The 16,628-nt window shown below is 49.7% G+C and carries 15 protein-coding genes; 1 reads left to right on the top strand and 14 read right to left on the bottom strand.

Annotated features, from left to right (window positions below; translation table 11 throughout):
- Positions 1 to 23: 23 nt before the first annotated feature.
- From glgD to B5E82_RS06140, 14 genes are all read right to left on the bottom strand, one after another.
- Complete coding sequence (gene glgD / locus B5E82_RS06075; protein WP_087306677.1) at positions 24 to 1,142, bottom strand: glucose-1-phosphate adenylyltransferase subunit GlgD; 1,119 nt, start codon at positions 1,140 to 1,142, stop codon at positions 24 to 26.
- Positions 1,142 to 2,413 carry a glucose-1-phosphate adenylyltransferase gene (locus tag B5E82_RS06080; RefSeq protein ID WP_087306678.1) on the bottom strand — a complete coding sequence of 424 codons (1,272 nt, stop codon included), beginning with the start codon at positions 2,411 to 2,413 and terminating at the stop codon, positions 1,142 to 1,144. The genes glgD and B5E82_RS06080 overlap by 1 nt, the downstream gene beginning before the upstream one ends.
- Before the next feature lie 866 nt (positions 2,414 to 3,279).
- The gene (locus B5E82_RS06085; RefSeq protein ID WP_206415635.1) at positions 3,280 to 4,773 is read right to left on the bottom strand and encodes a serine hydrolase; all 1,494 of its coding nucleotides are present in this window, start codon (positions 4,771 to 4,773) and stop codon (positions 3,280 to 3,282) included.
- A gap of 110 nt (positions 4,774 to 4,883) precedes the next feature.
- Complete coding sequence (gene nagB, locus B5E82_RS06090; protein WP_087306679.1) at positions 4,884 to 5,624, bottom strand: glucosamine-6-phosphate deaminase; 741 nt, start codon at positions 5,622 to 5,624, stop codon at positions 4,884 to 4,886.
- 60 nt (positions 5,625 to 5,684) lie between these two features.
- Complete coding sequence (locus tag B5E82_RS06095; RefSeq protein ID WP_087306680.1) at positions 5,685 to 6,893, bottom strand: phosphopentomutase; 1,209 nt, start codon at positions 6,891 to 6,893, stop codon at positions 5,685 to 5,687.
- 3 nt (positions 6,894 to 6,896) lie between these two features.
- Positions 6,897 to 8,057: a YhfX family PLP-dependent enzyme gene (locus tag B5E82_RS06100; RefSeq protein WP_087306681.1), complete on the bottom strand. Its 1,161-nt coding sequence runs from the start codon at positions 8,055 to 8,057 to the stop codon at positions 6,897 to 6,899.
- Between the two features lie 4 nt (positions 8,058 to 8,061).
- A complete protein-coding gene (locus B5E82_RS06105; RefSeq protein ID WP_087306682.1) occupies positions 8,062 to 9,159 on the bottom strand; it encodes an aminotransferase class V-fold PLP-dependent enzyme in 1,098 nt (365 codons plus the stop codon).
- Positions 9,156 to 10,055, bottom strand: coding sequence for a phosphotriesterase family protein (locus tag B5E82_RS06110; protein WP_191520203.1), 900 nt, complete (start codon positions 10,053 to 10,055; stop codon positions 9,156 to 9,158). The genes B5E82_RS06105 and B5E82_RS06110 overlap by 4 nt, the downstream gene beginning before the upstream one ends.
- A gap of 48 nt (positions 10,056 to 10,103) precedes the next feature.
- Positions 10,104 to 11,093 carry an amidase family protein gene (locus tag B5E82_RS06115; protein ID WP_087306683.1) on the bottom strand — a complete coding sequence of 330 codons (990 nt, stop codon included), beginning with the start codon at positions 11,091 to 11,093 and terminating at the stop codon, positions 10,104 to 10,106.
- A gap of 15 nt (positions 11,094 to 11,108) precedes the next feature.
- A complete protein-coding gene (locus tag B5E82_RS06120; protein ID WP_087306684.1) occupies positions 11,109 to 12,419 on the bottom strand; it encodes a YhfT family protein in 1,311 nt (436 codons plus the stop codon).
- Positions 12,416 to 12,790, bottom strand: a complete 375-nt coding sequence (locus B5E82_RS06125; RefSeq protein WP_087306685.1) for a DUF2620 domain-containing protein — start codon at positions 12,788 to 12,790, stop codon at positions 12,416 to 12,418. The genes B5E82_RS06120 and B5E82_RS06125 overlap by 4 nt, the downstream gene beginning before the upstream one ends.
- Before the next feature lie 12 nt (positions 12,791 to 12,802).
- Positions 12,803 to 13,156, bottom strand: a complete 354-nt coding sequence (locus tag B5E82_RS06130; protein WP_087306686.1) for a PRD domain-containing protein — start codon at positions 13,154 to 13,156, stop codon at positions 12,803 to 12,805.
- A gap of 129 nt (positions 13,157 to 13,285) precedes the next feature.
- Positions 13,286 to 14,218, bottom strand: a complete 933-nt coding sequence (gene yhfZ, locus B5E82_RS06135) for a GntR family transcriptional regulator YhfZ (RefSeq protein ID WP_087306687.1) — start codon at positions 14,216 to 14,218, stop codon at positions 13,286 to 13,288.
- 264 nt (positions 14,219 to 14,482) lie between these two features.
- Positions 14,483 to 14,911, bottom strand: a complete 429-nt coding sequence (locus B5E82_RS06140; protein ID WP_087306688.1) for a site-specific integrase — start codon at positions 14,909 to 14,911, stop codon at positions 14,483 to 14,485.
- Between the two features lie 333 nt (positions 14,912 to 15,244).
- Here B5E82_RS06140 and murC point away from each other — a divergent pair, with 333 nt between their 5' ends.
- On the top strand, positions 15,245 to 16,624 hold the full coding sequence (murC, locus tag B5E82_RS06145; RefSeq protein ID WP_087306689.1) for a UDP-N-acetylmuramate--L-alanine ligase: 1,380 nt from the start codon (positions 15,245 to 15,247) through the stop codon (positions 16,622 to 16,624).
- Positions 16,625 to 16,628 lie beyond the last annotated feature (4 nt).

A 16,628-nucleotide genomic window follows, 5' to 3' on the forward strand; every position in this document is an offset into this window, starting at 1 on the left:
AATAGTGCTTCACGTGGGCTCCGCTACAGGACGTAACGCTCGTTTTTCTCGACGACTATCTTGACCCCATGCTCTCCTACGTAACGGGAGTTGGCACGAATTGTATCGCGGCTTTCAACGATGCAGTTCTCTATGTAAGTATTATCGCCGATATACACTTCGTTGAGAATAATGGAGTTTTTGATCACACAGTTATTCCCCACGAACACTTTCTTAAATAAGATGGAATTTTCCACGGTTCCGTTGACGATACAGCCGCTGGATACCAGGGAATTCTTCACATCTGCTCCCGGATTGTATTTGGCCGGTGGAAGATCCAGCACCTTGGAATACACATCCGGATAGGTTTTGAAGAAATATTTGCGGACGTCCGCTTTCAGGAAATCCATATTTGTCTCATAATAGGATTCCACTGAAGAGATACTGTTCCAGTAATCTGTGATGCGGTACGCAAAAATTCTCTTCAGGTTTTTATAGCGAATGAGGATGTCGCGCACGAAATCATATCTGTCTTCCTGCGCACATTTCTCAATCAGCTCTATCAGCTGTCTTCTGCGGATCACATAGATTCCGCAGGAAATGGTGCTTCCGCTGGTCTCCACGGGCTTCTCCTCGAAATCAAGGATTCGTCCGTCCTCGTCCGTCCGGAGCACTCCGAAACGGGAGACGTCCGTGCCTGCCGGCATGTCCTTGCAGACTACGGTAATATCAGCTTTTTTATCAATATGGTACTCCAGCACCTTGTTGTAATCCATCTTATAGACCGCGTCGCCGGAGGCAATCACCACATAGGGCTCATGGCTCTTCTTCAGCCAGTCCAGATTCTGATAAATGGCATCCGCGGTTCCTCTGTACCAGGAGCTGTTCGCCGCTGTGATGGTCGGGGTGAAGATATACAGGCCTCCCTGCTTTCTTCCGAAATCCCACCACTTGGAGGAGCTTAAATGCTCGTTCAGAGAACGGGCGTTATACTGCGTCAGCACCGCTACCCTCTGGATATGAGAGTTGGACATGTTGCTGAGGGCAAAGTCGATGGCCCGGTAGCTTCCTGCCACAGGCATGGCCGCGATGGCACGCTTGTCGGACAGCTCTTTCATTCTGTGATTATTTCCGCCTGCCAGTACAATTCCAATCGCTCTCATTATCTCTCACCTGCCTTTATCAATGTCTCTCCGCTTTCCAGCACGCCGTCACGGTAGTCGTCCGGCGTCGTGTCACCGGAGATGGCCGTATTCTTTCCAATCTTCACATTGGGCGGTATGTAGGAGTTCTCACCGATAGTCACCAGGCCAAAGGAGTAAATCTTCGGCTGAATCTTGTTCGGAATATCCTCTCCGATGCCGAGAACCACCCCATCAGAGATCTCAACCTCCTCCGCGATGATAGACTTGTCTATCGTACAGTTCTCGCCAATCTTCGTATTCTTCATCACAATGGAATCGCGCACCACCGTACCCTTTCCAATCGTGACGCCGGAACCGATCACAGAATTAAACACATCTCCGTAGATTTCCGAGCCTCCGCTGATAATGCTCCGCTCAATCTTGGATTCCGCGGAAATATACTGGGGCGGAACCGCGTCGCTCTTTGTGTAGATCTTCCAGAATTCTTCGTAAAGATTGAACTCCGGAATGATGTCGATCAGCTCCATATTCGCTTCCCAGTAGGAACCCAGCGTCCCCACGTCTTTCCAGTAGCCATTGAACTCGAAGGCAAACAGCCTGTTCCCGTTCTCGTGGCAGTAGGGAATGATATGTTTTCCAAAGTCACAGCTCGGCTGGCTCGAAAGCTGAATCAGGGCATTCCGCAGAATCGGCCAGCTGAAGATATAGATTCCCATGGAGGCCAGATTGCTTCTCGGATGCTCCGGCTTCTCCTCAAACTCAGTGATACGGTTATTTTCATCGGTGATCATGATGCCGAACCGGCTTGCCTCTTCCATTGGCACGGGCATTACCGCGATAGTCACGTCAGCATTGTTCTCTTTGTGGAAATCGAGCATAACCTCGTAATCCATTTTGTAAATATGGTCTCCTGACAGAATCAGGACATAATCCGGATTATAGGTATCAATGTAATCCAGGTTCTGATAGATTGCATTGGCGGTTCCGGTATACCACTCGCTGTTCGTACTCTTCTCATAGGGCGGAAGAACGGTCACGCCGCCCACATTGCGGTCAAGGTCCCACGGCATTCCGATACCGATATGAGTGTTCAGACGCAGGGGCTGATACTGAGTCAGCACGCCCACGGTATCAACACCCGAATTGATGCAGTTACTCAACGGGAAGTCAATGATCCGGTACTTTCCTCCGAAAGACACGGCCGGTTTCGCAACCTTCGCAGTCAAAACTCCCAGGCGGCTTCCCTGCCCGCCAGCCAGGAGCATGGCTATCATCTCTTTCTTAATCACATAATCACCTCTTACATGTGTTTTTCCTTCTGCCTCACTATTCCGTCACGACAGCTCCGCTGTCTTTTCGGTTATTATACCATATGTTTTGTAAATAGTGAACATTTTTTTCTCGAATCACCAATTTATTTTAAACATTTTGCGACAGTTTTCTTGCATGAATATAAGCACAATAGCTATTTTACATTAAATTTAGATTAATTTATTGTTAATTATTCAATATAGAATTCCTCTGGCTGCGCGGAAAACAAGTGAAGATACCAGTCGTTTGGGGCGCCAGGAGCCACCGGCCCGGGCGCAGATGCCAGTCCGGCGGACACAGATTGCCGCGGCGCGCCCGGTGTAGCTGGCGCAGATTTCCTGGCGCGGCTGGTACAGGTTGACCGCGCGGCCAGTGTTTAGACATATAGAAAAAAATTCTCTCCCAGTATCCATTTTCTGCGTAAAACGGCGGGATCTGCCCACAAAACAATTTACATAACTCGCCTATTTTCCATATAGAAAAAAAGGTGCCGTGTATGTCCAGGATTCCGGTTAATTTTGTACATAGTAGGCAAATTAATTTCCATATATACAATCTGTCTGCTGTTGTACGCCAAAAGAACAGAAAAATAGCCCGGATCTGCAGACTTTTGGATATCAGAACAGAAAAAAAACTGTATATATCCAATCAGACTGCCGCTCCAGGATTGACTTCAGATTTGACTCCAGATTTGACCTCAAGGATCGACTTCGGGATTGACTCCAAAATTGTATCCGGCTCCGGGCGGAACTTTTCTTTCATACAAAAGGAGCAGCTGCCCCGCAGTATCTGTGTGAAACCGCGGAGCAGCCGCTCCTTTTTCGCTATCCTTTTTCTGACAAACTCAGATTCCCAGAGAGTCTTTTACAATCTGATTCATATTCCATGATACCCACGAATTGGTATTATAATAATTTGACACATCTTCTGTGCCTCCGTTGGCTGTGGAATCACGGAAACCTGCCTGCATTTTGTTGGTCAGGCATACGAAAATATAGTTATGATCCGGGTCCGCATACACAGTTGTGCCGGTAAATCCATCATGACCAAACGCATTTTCTGTAGCGCTGTCCCCCATCCAGCTCTGATCCAGCTTAAAGCCATATCCAAATTCATTGGACAAAACAGGATTTCCATCCTCATCCGTATGGTTCTCCTGATAAGTGGTATGTCTTGTCGTAAACAGTTCGACTGTCTCCGGGCTGTACAAACGCACGCCGTTATATTCACCGCCATTTAGCATGCACTGCAGCAGAATCCCCAAATCATGAGCTGTAGAAAACAGGCCTGCGTGGCCAGCCACTCCCTGGCCGCCCATACCGGCATTGCCGTCATTTACCTCACCAATCAAAGTGTAATCTCTCCAGCCGTCAAAATCCGCAAAGGCTTCCGCGTCCTTTGTACAGTCATATCCCACATCCGGCCAGTTCTCTTCATCCACCATCCGATACTCATAGGGATTGCCCAGAGAAGTAGCCGCAATCTGATCTTCAGTGAATCCGTTTTCCAAAGGCTTATAGGTAGTAGATGTCATTCCCAGAGGCTCATATACATTTTCCTTTACAAATACATCCATATCCTGCCCTGTGACAGCTTCTACAATAAAGCCCAGCGTCATAAATGAAAAATCTGAATACATGGGCTCAGAGCCATCTGTTTTATAGTCCTCCACCAGCTCCAGATTTTTGATATATTCCAGCTGCTCCTCTTTGGAATCGCAATACAGGAACGTAGCTTCCCATTGAGGCAGGCCTGAGGAATGCGTCAGCAGCTGAGCGATCGTGATATCTCCTTTTCCATTTGCCTCAAAACCAGGCAGATAGTCTGCCGCCTTATCATCCACACGGAGCTCTCCCCGGTCTACCAGTATCATGATGGACTGAGTAGTCGCCATAACCTTGGTCACCGACGCCAGATCAAAAAGCGTATCTGTAGTCATCTCGCGGGGATTTTCCGTCTTTACATAGACCGGATTGGCATAAGAAGAGCCCTCAGCCTCATAATCCGCATCATAGTAATGCGCATAGCCATAAGCTTTTTCAAATATAACTTCGCCATCCTTCATTGCCAGAACAACAGCTCCCATTCCTTCACTTCCATGGGGATAACCTGCTTCATTTTTCAGATCCCCGTCCAGCTGATCGTTCCAGTAAGAATCCATCTGTTCTTCCAGAGAGGGAGTTGCTGTCTCCTCCTGTGCCGCTGTGTCCGCAGCCTCTGCTGTCTGCTCTGCCGCCGTCGTTTCCTCCGTTTCCTTCACGTCTGTGCCAGTCTGTCCACTGCCGGCACAGCCCGTCAGCGCTGTCAGCATACATGCCGCCAGCAGCAAAGCTGTCACCTTTTTACCCCTCCTGTTTCTTTTCAATTCCAGTATCCTCCTTCTTTCTTTTTATTTTGGAAGTGCTTTTTATATTTATTTCTCAGCACTTACCTTCTTTCTGGTTATCTCTATACCGTCTGGAATACACACTCCGACAGCGCGGCCTCATCCGCGATGACTGTCACATCCGGATGAAATTGAAGAATCGAAGCCGGAATCTCCGGAGTCACAGGGCCCAGAAGGGCCTTTGCCGCGATCTCTGCCTTGTCCGCTCCGCTGACTGCCATCACGATTTTCCTGGCCGCCATAATCGTTCCGATTCCCATGGTGTACGCCTGTCTCGGCACCTCGTCTGCGGAAGCAAAGAATCTCTTGTTCGCTTCAATCGTCCTCTCCTGCAGATCGACGCAGTGGGTCTCCCGGGGGAATTCAGCCGCCGGTTCATTGAAGCCGATGTGGCCGTCGTGGCCAAGGCCCAGAAGCTGCAGATCGATACCGCCCAGCGAACGAATCAGCTTTTCATAGGCTTCGCACTCTGCCGCCGTGTCCGGATTCATGCCATCGGGAAGATGTACGCGATCCGGTGAAATGTTGATGTGATCAAACAGGTTTTCGTGCATGAACCGGTAATAGCTCTGCTCGTTCTCCCTGGGGAGTCCCTTATATTCATCCAGATTTACGGTCGTTACATGGCCAAAGTCCAGATCTCCGCTTTCATAACGCTCTATCAGCTCCCGGTAAGCTCCCACCGGCGTGGAGCCGGTAGCCAGTCCCAGCACGCTGTCCGGTTTCATCACAAGCTGAGCAGAAATTAAATTCGCTGTCTTTCTGCTCATTTCTGCATAATCTTTTACTTTGATAATCCTCATTTTACTTTCCTTCCATTTCTCGCTGTTCCAAGGACAGCGGCACTCTGGTTCTCTTTATTCTCATTCCTGCGCCGGCCAGAACGGCACACCGTTCTGGGGGGCCTTCGCGCCCAGATAGCTGCAGGCTGTGGCGCCCACGTCTGACAGAGTCTTTCTCTTTCCTACTGTCTTTCCATGCACGCCCTTCTGATAAATCAGAAGAGGCACGCACTCTCTCGTATGCTTGCTGTGTCCGATATCCGGGTCATTGCCGTGATCCGCCATGACAACCAGTACATCCTCTTCCTCCAGAAGGGGAAGCAGCCTTCCGATTCCCTCATCGGCAGTTTCCAGTATCTTCTTATATTCCTCCGAGGACTGGGAATGGCCTGCCAGATCGGTTTCCTGGACATTGGTGCAGATAAAGCCTTTTTCCATCTTCTGAAACTCTTCGATGGTGTGATCCAGGCAGTCCTTTGTGGGTACGCAGGAGATACTGGTTCCCTGGTCATTTGCCACGATATCCGCCACCTTGCCGATCAGAGTCACCGGAATTCCCGCCGCCGTCAGGATCGTGGGGGCCTGCACATTTTTGTCCACGCCGTATCCCAGATGCAGGCACTGATAACCCTGCTCATAGGATTTAGACTTGGCCGAAGCGATGCCGATAAAACGGCCGTTCTTCACTTCCTGGGCGTTCCAGAGATCGTCCATGGTATTTCCCGTGCCGCCGAACACGATGACCCTTCCTACCGTCACCACCTCACGGACCAGCCTGGCGATCTCCACTTCCTTTTCAAAAGAAATGAAATCCAGGGGCGCTGTCACGTTATAACACATACCCAAATCCGCTTCCAGGTTATCCGCTACTGTCACATAGTCATCACAGAGCACATACCGCAGCCCTTCACATTCGATAATCTCTACCTTATGACCTGCCTGCTTCAGATGATCCGCAACTGCATCCACCTTTTCCTGAAACGGGTGCACATCCGGCTTTTTAGGAAGAGTTCCCATGATCTCCTGATGTCCCATAAAGGTATCCGCTCCGAAATGCATCAATTCTGACTTTCCGTAATTGGCGTCAGGAGAAAACTTCATACAGCTGCTCTCCCTGCCAAAGGCATTCATCAGCCCCAGCTTCTCCAGAACCGGAAGCTTCAGATCCGGATGGTCTCTCAAAATACTTCCCAGTGTATTGGCCTTCTCATCTCCGGGACGCACGATCTTCGCGTCGTCCATGGCGCCGATTCCAAAACCGTCCAGCACAATCACAACAAAACGTCTCATTTCTTATCCTTTCTTTCTGCCCAGGCTGTCATATACTCCCACGATCTGGGGCTGGCCCGAAGAGATGCCCTCCACCAGCACCACATCGCTTCTGGTTACAAATATCTGAAAGCGGAAGGCCATTACCACGGTCTCCCCTACTTTACATTCCTCAGACAGGCCGAAGTGATAGTCAATGCTCTCATCACTGGGGGGAATTACCTCCAGGCTGCGGCTGTCCTCCAGTGAGCTTCCCACCAGCGCATGTTTCACATGGGAGCGCCGGTAATGTCCGCCGCCGTAGCAGTAGGCATTTCCCATAAAATTATGGGAAACCTCGCTCACGTACACGACAGCCGGTACCTCCGGCTGTTCCAGACGGGCATGCAGAGGCGTGGTTCCTGTCAGCCCATGCCCCGGTTCTCCGCAGTTTCCTCCCAACAGAGCCATCTTTTCAATAGCAGCTGTACAGGTAGCTGACGGCGTATTGATCAACAGTTCTGAATAATTCATTCTTTCCAGGATCTCTTTCGCTCTCAAAACCGTATTCAGATTGGCCGTAGGCGCTATATCCCCCTGCTCTTCGCTGTACAGATAACAGGGGAAAGAAGTGATTCCTTTGATCTGTACATTCGGGCATTCTTTCTGGATAAATTCCACTGTTTTTTCCACCTCTGAGAGATGGAATCCGGCCGTCTGGCCAGAATAAATCATGTCGCCTTCTCCAAAAACTCTCAGCAGGATTCCCTGCCGCTTCTGGAGACGGGCCGCCGCCCGCTGGATGGAGCGTACCTTATCCAGAGAATAGACAGTGACTACCTCCGGCCCATACGCTACGATTTTTTCTACCATAGACTCCGGAACCTGAACCAGATGCCCCACGTTTCCAATGGGAATATTGTGTTCCATCATGGTCTGAGCTTCTTTAAAATCTACGGTAACCGCTCCTTCATATCCCAGCTGCACCAGCTTTTCTGCCAGATACGGATTCCGGCCCAGCTGTTTCAGCATAAAATACAGCTTAATATCATGCTTTCCGGCTTCCTCCAGAATCTTCTTCCCGTTGGAGCAGAACGCATCCACATCAACCACATAGGAATCCGGCAGTATCTGCCCGCTTCCATGAAGCCGGAACGCCGTATCCATCAGCGCTCTGTTTTTCTTTAAAGTCTGCTCTACAAACATTCGCTTACTCTCTCACTCTCTCTACTGACTTTTTGATAATATCCAATATGGTATCTGCTCCAGCCCGCATGGGGTTAATACGAATCATCCGGTGTTCCAGCGTCGGGTCTGCTTTCCGGAAAGTTCCAGACACCCGGTAGAACATGGGAACCATCTCATATTTGGACTCTGCTCCCACCGGATTGGGGGCTGCTCCCAGTTTTTCCGCTTCTTTCAAAACTGCCTCCGCAATGTTCTTGTGGAATTCCACCAGCAGCACCTTGGACTGGGCGTTGGCAAGGAAAGCGTCCTTCACTTCGGGAATCTCTCCGGCACGCAGGCGGCTGACACACTCTTCATTTACCTGTGCCTGGACAGCCAGAGATACCGGCGCGTACACCAGACCGTGAAGCACGTCCAAAGCTTCATGCCCCTGAGTCTGCATTCCTCCGGAATAGCTTTCCGAAACCAGCTGCTCAATATATTTCTGCTTGCCGACAATGATACCGATTCCCTCCGGTCCGAGAAGCTTAAAGGAAGAAAAGCAGGACAGATCTGCTCCGCACTGAATTCCAATCTTTTTCACCTTCATCACGGCATAATTATCATCTGTCAGCACCGGTATATCCTTTGTCTCTTTTATGGCGCGGACTACTTCTTCCATATCATACCGGTCATCCATTTTCTGTCTCGTATACTGGACCAGAGCTCCCTGAATATCGGGTTCTCTTTTCAGAACCCTCCGAATCTCTTCCAGGTCATTGTAGTCAGCCTCCACAGGCACCAGCCCCAGCATCTCTATGGAGGTGGCTGTGGTGTTGTAGATAGGCGCCTTGTGCACAAGAATCTTCTGTCCGCATTTCAGCATCGTATGCAGGCCGAAGCGGATAGCCGCGCTTCCCGCGCCTCTCACCAGCACACAGGCCTCCGCGTCAAAAATCCGGGCAATGACCTTCTCTGCCTTGGCCGTCGTCACAGGCTTATTCAGCCCCATAACCACACCCAGATCTCCCCTGGTCAGAATCTCATGCCCCTCAAATTCCTTTGTGATACAGTCTACCACCTTGAACTGAAGCTTCATGGCTTCCTCAAGGCTTAAGCTGTGCAGCGGATAGGTATTCATGCTTCTCTCTCCCCTCTCTGTTCCAGAATTCGTTTCGGATTGTGAATCAGCAGCATATCAATCTCTTCCTCTGAAAATCCGTTTCCCCGAAGCAGCGGCAGGAAGCTCTCAAACAGATAACCGTAACCGATTCCGCCGAAGGCCTTCAGATGGGATTTTCTCGTAATATCCATGGAAAGTACTACCTGGGACAATCTTCCTCTTTCCGCGATCTCACGGAGAGCCTTCACGCGGAAGGTGTCCGGACAGTAATTCAGCTTTCCTATTGTGTCAAAGCCCACATTGACTCCCTTTTCCAGGATCTCGAGAATCTTTTCCGTATCCTGGGACAGATCCATATGGCCGATGACGATTTTCTCCGGCTTCACGCCGTGGGCGATCAGGTAATCCGCCTGCTCCGCTCCCAGCGTTCCCAGCGTAGTATGAGTGGTCACAGGCGCTCCCGTCCGGCAGGCAGCCAGGCTCATGGCTTCAAAAACCTTCTCTTCCATGGGCTTCATCTCATTTTTGCTGGTGCCAAATTCCCCGATAGCGGAGGCCCGGATATCTGTGCCTTCGATTCCCTCCCGCACTTCCTTCACAGCCAGGCCGGCGAGTTCCTCCACAGTACTCTCCCTGACCATATCCGGCAGAAATGGTTCTTTATAAAAACCTGTGGACACCAGAAGCTGAATTCCTGTGGCTTCTTCTACCCGCTTTATATATTCGATATCCCGTCCCATTCCCATATTGGTGACTTCCAGGATATTTCTTACTCCATATTCATATAGCTGCCGGAACTCTCTGACTGTCTCGTCAAAGCAGTCCAGGCGGCAGTCCAAATCTTTCTTTACTCCCGACAAATCTATGGCCACATGCTCATGCATCAGCGTGTAACCCTCTTTCAGCACTGCCATGCCGTTTCCATCCTCCTCCCCGTTATTTCCCGGATTTTGATCCGGCTTTCAGTCCTCAAAATACATACTGAGATTGCCAAAATACCTCTCTGTCAAAGCATCCGGCTCTGTCTGACAGCTCCGTGCGCAGTCAAACAGGGCCCGGATATCTTCCGGTCTGCTGCCGCCCAAAAGCACCGTACATCTGCCCAGTCCCCGGTCCGGCACTGTCAGCGCGGATACTCCGCACATATTTGCCACCCGCATCAGCCCCTTGCCGGAACGCTCCTGCATTTTCTTCGTGTCCTGGCCGAAATGCCCGAAAATAGTGTCCCCCAGACCCATCAGGTCTACAGGTCCCTCTTTTGATACGAGAATCACGCCTTCTCTGACGGTGTCTCTGACATACTCTATCAGCCCTTCCCGTGGGCCGAAGATGTCCAGATCTTTCTCTGTCTCTGCCAGTTTGTATTCCAAAGACTTCTTTTCCCTGTTTTGCTGTCTTTCCCTCTTATTCAGATCCAGTCCCAGCGCCGTCCCGGCTGCTTTTTCCAGCGTATCCATATCCCTGGTTATCAATCCTGCAGACGGTGAAAAAGAGATACCATCTGTGGATTTTTTCCGGAAACGCTTCATATGCTTTTCCTCAATCAGAGGCGAGATAAACCCATACAGATTCAAAGACGCGGCCGGCGCAAGCACAGAGCCTCCTCCGTCCGTTCCCACACCCAGATCGTTGATTCTGTAAAATACATTCAGCGCGGTTCCGCTGCTGGAGCCTGTCATGGGCCGGCCTGTCAGCGGATTCACGAGCTGCATATCTACAGCCCTGCCGCCCAGAGCCATCCTGTCCCTGGTGTGGGTCAGAAAGCCTCCCGCTTCCATTCGTTCCATCAGAGTGTCCGAAATGGAAGCGGTCTGCTTGTATCCGGTGTAGAAAGCATACCCGTTTTTTCCCAAAGCTGCCCTTACCTTATCGATGACGTTCGGGTATACCTTCTCCACCGTGTGATATGGATTTTTCAGCGCCAGAAATGTCTTCTTAGCATACTGTTCCATTGTATCACCTGTGATTTAACCTGCTGCCGGCACCGCAATCAGTCTGATAAGCAGAAGAACGTTCAGCAGAATTCCAAAAATAATACATGCTACAGGACCTACCGCCAGGTCTACAATCGGCTTCTTCGCCTTCTTGTTCAGCAGGAAAGCGCCAATTACAAATAACGCTCCAATACCTGTGTAGCCGGAAGCTGCCGCTGACATGGTTTCTGCAGCTACAATACCGCCTGCCAGAAGAGCGACTTCCAGCACCTTGTTCATGGAAGTACGCACATATTCGCCCATATCTTTTACTCCCGGGAACTTATCCATTCCCTTTGCAAACAGATTGATAAGCAGAATCTCCACAACCATTACCAGCACGCCCACAACAAAAGCGAGAATCGGATTTCCATGAAGCAGAAGACCTACCACAAATACAAACGTACATCCGGCCGTACCATACACACCTGTTACAATCGCGGTTGTAAATACCAGCGGGATAAAGCCAATGGCGCGTGCAAGAGCTGTCAAAGCCGCGTTTGTAAACTCACCTTCCGCCAAAAGGGCCAGAGAAGCCGGATCGCCGGCAATGATGGAAACGCTTGTGCCAGCCGCGATAAGTCCGCCCATGATGGCAAGCAGGAACCAGTTCTTACGGATTCTCGACACATTACCGCTGAAGCCCTGAGTGAGCGCTTCGTTGCTGTTGGACTCGCCCTTGATTTGAGCCGCAAAAACAATCATCATAACCATGCCTGCCAGCATAGCCATTCCTTCTGCGTTCAGAGACACTGTATTGCCCGCGATTGAGAATACACCGAATTTTTTAATCAGATAGTATACCAGAACGGTCACTCCCGCTGTGATGGTACCCTTCTTAAATCCATGCTGGTATGCCACGCCTACCGCCGGGAAAACCGCAAATGCTACTGTTACATAGTTGGACACGCCGCCCAGATCGCTGGTGAAATTGTAAGGCATCATTCCAAACAGATTTACGATGAACTCCAGACCTGCCAGGAGCGCCAGACCATATACAGCGCCGACTGCCGCGGAAATAATCATGCCCACCTTTGTATCCGGACAGAAGGAACCGATAATATCTGTTGTAAGCAGCAGACAGTGAATCAAAATAATGCTTGCCGCTATAGATGTGGGGATACCAAATCCAATTACCAGGCCAAAGCTGATGGCAAAGCTCATGGCTGCCAGCTCTTTTCTGGAAATTTCTTTATTGAAATACTGGCCTACAATGGGGCGGAAGCCGTCATTGAATACGGCGATACCCTGATTTGACAATACCGATGCAAGAGCGCCTATCAGCGCAATGATAACGTACCTCATAACAATCCTCCTTCTTTGTCAGTCAAAGCTTTTAAAAGTACCGGGAGCACCGCTTCTTTATGCTGTGCCGTGAATCCAAAAGCTACTTTTCCGTCTTTTACTTCCTGTCTTATCTCCTCATCACTGCGGATTTTTCCCGGCATAGACAAGGTCGCGCACTTGGCCTTGCCTAAAATCGCGAGTGCCATGGCAAGAGCTCCGCCGCCGCCCGTGTTACAGGCTCCCACATAATAATCGTAGGTTCCGGCCTTCATGCCCATCGTGGCGTCCAGGTCTCCCTTGACAGTCACCTCTGCCTGATCTCCAAGCTCCTTTTTTACAATCGCGGCAATATCTTCTTTGTCGATCTGCCCTCCTACCACAATCTTCATATTTCCTCCTCCTTATGATAAAAGATTGCATAAATGAACGGATAAAAAGTCCTGCTCCGTTTTCGGAAATGCAATATCCGTCTCCGCCAGAATACGGTCTCGAAGCTCTACTGCCTTTTCATAGGCCGGCTCTTCCCGGATGCTCTCCAATAAGGCTTCATCCATGGGATTTTCCTCGGTGCCTTCTTCCGCCCTCTGGGCCGCCATCGCAAGATGCGTGATAAACATCTCCATCTTATCCTGAGACACGTCTTCGTCTGCAGCAAGAATCAGATCTGTCACATGTCTGGAATAAGCGGCTGCTTTTGGACTGATCACTCCGTTTTGTTCCAGTATCGCAATCCTTTCATACAGTATTTCCTTCACAAATTTCCCTCCTTTCGCTGAATATATATTTTTTTGTATATTGATGCATAAAAGAATATTGGAACCTGAGCAAAATGGGTTTCCTTTAATATACAATATTTTGTATATTCACCCATAAAAGCAGGCGTCCTAGTAAAACGGACGTATCTTCTGCTTTCTCACCTTATCCAGAACTTTCAGTGTATATTCTATCCGGATATTTTTCTTCAAAAACTGCTCCAGCGAAGAGTTTCCTTTCTGAATCACTATTACAGCTGTGGAAAATCTGCTGTTATACTCATCATCTTCCAGAAATTCCACATGGAACCGGCCCTCTGACGGGTTCTCAATAATATCATCGTAGTTCCATACTCCAGCATCGATGACGCCGTCCTCTATCGCGGAAAGAGTCTGCTGCACTCTGATATCCACAAGCCATACCTTTTTCCCGCGGATCAGATTCTCGGTGATGCCTTTCTGATCCGGAGAATCTCTGTCATAAGCCACCCTCATACCATCCTGAATACCGGAAGAAAACTTTTCTCCGAGAATCAGCACATGTCTGGAAAGGAAGCTGCCAGGACCGAAATTCAAAGCAATCTCTATCTCTCTTCCCTCTTCAATGGCATTCTCAGCCGCATACTGGGAACACACCGCAAACTGATAAGTCCCTGACTCCACCAGCTGAATTCTTCCTACCGCTCCCCTGGCATAGGCCATGTTAAACCGGTATTCCTTCAGCTGTTCATAAATAGCGGTAGCAAAGCCTTCGTAGGTTCTGGAATAGGGAAGCGGCATAATTCCAAGCAGCTCTCTGGCCAGGGTACAGTCCTGAAGCTTCACATAATCAATCTTCTCGATGTAGGTACCCATATGTCCGTGGGACACCAGCTCCACAGCTCCGGCTTCTTTCAGATACCGGAACGCATTCTGAATCGTCCCCCTGGAAACTCCGTACTCTTCCTGATAATAAGAGATAGGAGGAATCCTGTCTCCTGCATTTCTGGAAAGGAGGCTGGATGCCACATTGCTGATGGTAACGCCTTTTTTCTGATACAGAACCTGCCTGTCATCCAGCTTCATCTGCCTCCCCCTTTCCGAATATACATTTTTTTATACATTCAATCTATTTGTATTATAAGATTCTCCTGTCCGGCTGTCAATGCAAAAGCTTCGAAATACTTACCAAAAATGAAGCTTCATTTTTGTGCAACTTTAGCGTCAGTGTGCCAGGGGGGCGGTGCAGCCAGTGTTTGGACATATAGAAAAAATTCTCTCCCAGTATCCATTTTCTGCATGAAACGGCGGGATTTTTCTGCAAAACAGTTTACATAACTCTTCCATTTTCTATATAGAAAAAAAGTGTCGCGTATGTACAAGATTCCGGCTACTTTTGTACATAAGCTGAGGCCGGTCTTTGGCAGCCTTCAAAAGCCGCAGATATTCCGCCCTGGTCAGTTCCTTTTCCTCGGGAGAGTAGGTCTGGCGCTGGGTCTTCAGGCTCTTTACCCTGCAGTCTTCCCATCCCAGAAAGCCCAGCAGACTGTTCAGGCTGGCAAGCATGGAATTTACGGAGCGCACCGCATACCCTTTTTCCGTCAGGGTCTGTTTCCAGCTCCGCACGAGCTCCTTTGTTACCCCGGTCCCGCCGCTAAATGCACAGAATGCCCGCGCGTCCCGGATATATTTATCTATAGTAGCTTCACTTTTTTCTTCCTGCTGCAGATAGGCGCGGAACTCTTCTATCCGCTGTTCGTTCAAGATTCTCTGATCCATTTTGGCTCCTTTCCAAAGTTCTGTGAAATAATCCTTATTGTACCCAATTTCATAAGATTTCTGACGCGGTTCTTCTTTTGAGACGTATTATCTTACTATATGAGACGGAAAATAACAGCAAAAAGGAGCGGATATTCTGTTTTCCGCTTCCGTAAACTGAAGCCTGTACCAGCTTTTCTTTTCCGTAAACTGAAGCCTGTATCAGCTTTTCTCTTCCGCAAACTGAGACTTGTCTATCTTCATATATTAATGCTATACTGAATATGCCAGAAGCATATGGGACATTCTTCTCTTATGCGGCACAAAAAAATCGACGAACAGGAAGTGTATAATATGTATCAGCTTCATTTTCATAATCCCATCCCCGTCCATTTCATCGGCATCGGCGGCATCAGCATGAGCGGCCTGGCCGAGATTCTTATAAAGGAAGGTTTCCCGGTATCCGGCTCTGACAGCCACGCCTCCGCATTGACTGAACATCTGGAGAACTTAGGCGCCAGGATTCAGATCGGCCAGTCTGCCTCCAATATTCCGGAGGACTGTCAGCTGGTGGTATACACGGCGGCCATTCATCCGGACAATCCGGAATACGCCGAGGCAAAAAAGCGGAAGCTTCCCATGCTCTCCCGCGCCGAGCTTCTGGGGCAGCTTATGCGCAACTACAAGACTTCCATCGCAGTGGCCGGGACCCACGGAAAGACCACGACCACTTCTATGATTGCTTCTATTCTTATGGAAGAAGACGCAGACCCTACTATCTCTGTGGGCGGCATTCTGCCCTCCATCGGCGGAAATATCCGGGTCGGCGGTCCGGATGTATTTCTGACAGAAGCCTGTGAATATACGAACAGCTTTCTTCATTTTTTCCCCACCATCGGGATTATTTTAAATATAGAAGAAGACCACATGGATTTCTTTAAGGATCTGAACGATATCCGCCGCTCTTTCCGGCGGTTCGCGGAGCTCCTTCCCACCCAGGGCATTCTGATTATCAACAGCGGCATTCCCGATTACGAGGAGATTACAGAAGGGCTTGCCTGCCGCGTCGTGACCTTTGGTTCTCAGGAGAGCGCGGATTACCATGCTTCTGATATCACCTACGACGAGTTCGGCCATCCTTCCTTCCGGCTGATCCGGAAGAACGGAGAGAGCGCATCCTTCCGGCTCCGGGTTCCGGGAGAGCATAACGTGCTGAATGCTCTGGCTTCTGTGGCCCTGGCTGACGCTCTTCAGGTTCCGGAGGAGACCGTGGAAAAGGGCCTTCTCGCTTTTACCGGAACAGATCGGCGTTTCCAGTACAAGGGCGAAGTAAATGGATTCACCATCATTGACGATTACGCCCACCATCCCACGGAAATCCGGGCGACTCTGCATGCGGCTGCCCATTATCCGCACCGGGAAATCTGGTGCGTCTTCCAGCCCCATACCTATTCGCGCACAAAAGCTTTTCTGAAGGATTTTGCAGCGGCGCTCTCTCTGGCGGACCATGTGGTTCTGGCCGACATCTATCCGGCCCGGGAGACCGACACCCTGGGAATCAGTTCCCGTGATCTGGAGCAGGAACTGAAGGCCCTGGGCACAGACGTCCACTACTTTCCTTCCTTTGAAGAGATCGAAGCCTTTCTGCTGGAAAAATGTATACACGGCGACCTGTGTATAACTATGGGCGCCGGAGACGTGATAAATATTGGTGAAAACCTGCTGAACAAATAGTTAT

The organism is Lachnoclostridium sp. An138, from assembly GCF_002160765.1.
GTDB lineage: Bacteria > Bacillota > Clostridia > Lachnospirales > Lachnospiraceae > Laedolimicola > Laedolimicola faecalis.

Coding starts and splice junctions, on each gene's coding strand:
- murC (WP_087306689.1), top strand. CDS start 15,245: ATGTATCAGCTTCATTTTCATAATCCCATCCCCGTCCATTTCATCGGC.
- glgD (WP_087306677.1), bottom strand. CDS start 1,142: ATGAGAGCGATTGGAATTGTACTGGCAGGCGGAAATAATCACAGAATG.
- B5E82_RS06115 (WP_087306683.1), bottom strand. CDS start 11,093: ATGGAACAGTATGCTAAGAAGACATTTCTGGCGCTGAAAAATCCATAT.
- B5E82_RS06100 (WP_087306681.1), bottom strand. CDS start 8,057: ATGTTTGTAGAGCAGACTTTAAAGAAAAACAGAGCGCTGATGGATACG.
- yhfZ (WP_087306687.1), bottom strand. CDS start 14,218: ATGAAGCTGGATGACAGGCAGGTTCTGTATCAGAAAAAAGGCGTTACC.
- B5E82_RS06110 (WP_191520203.1), bottom strand. CDS start 10,055: ATGGCAGTGCTGAAAGAGGGTTACACGCTGATGCATGAGCATGTGGCC.
- B5E82_RS06120 (WP_087306684.1), bottom strand. CDS start 12,419: ATGAGGTACGTTATCATTGCGCTGATAGGCGCTCTTGCATCGGTATTG.
- B5E82_RS06105 (WP_087306682.1), bottom strand. CDS start 9,159: ATGAATACCTATCCGCTGCACAGCTTAAGCCTTGAGGAAGCCATGAAG.
- B5E82_RS06095 (WP_087306680.1), bottom strand. CDS start 6,893: ATGAGACGTTTTGTTGTGATTGTGCTGGACGGTTTTGGAATCGGCGCC.
- nagB (WP_087306679.1), bottom strand. CDS start 5,624: ATGAGGATTATCAAAGTAAAAGATTATGCAGAAATGAGCAGAAAGACA.
- B5E82_RS06140 (WP_087306688.1), bottom strand. CDS start 14,911: ATGGATCAGAGAATCTTGAACGAACAGCGGATAGAAGAGTTCCGCGCC.
- B5E82_RS06125 (WP_087306685.1), bottom strand. CDS start 12,790: ATGAAGATTGTGGTAGGAGGGCAGATCGACAAAGAAGATATTGCCGCG.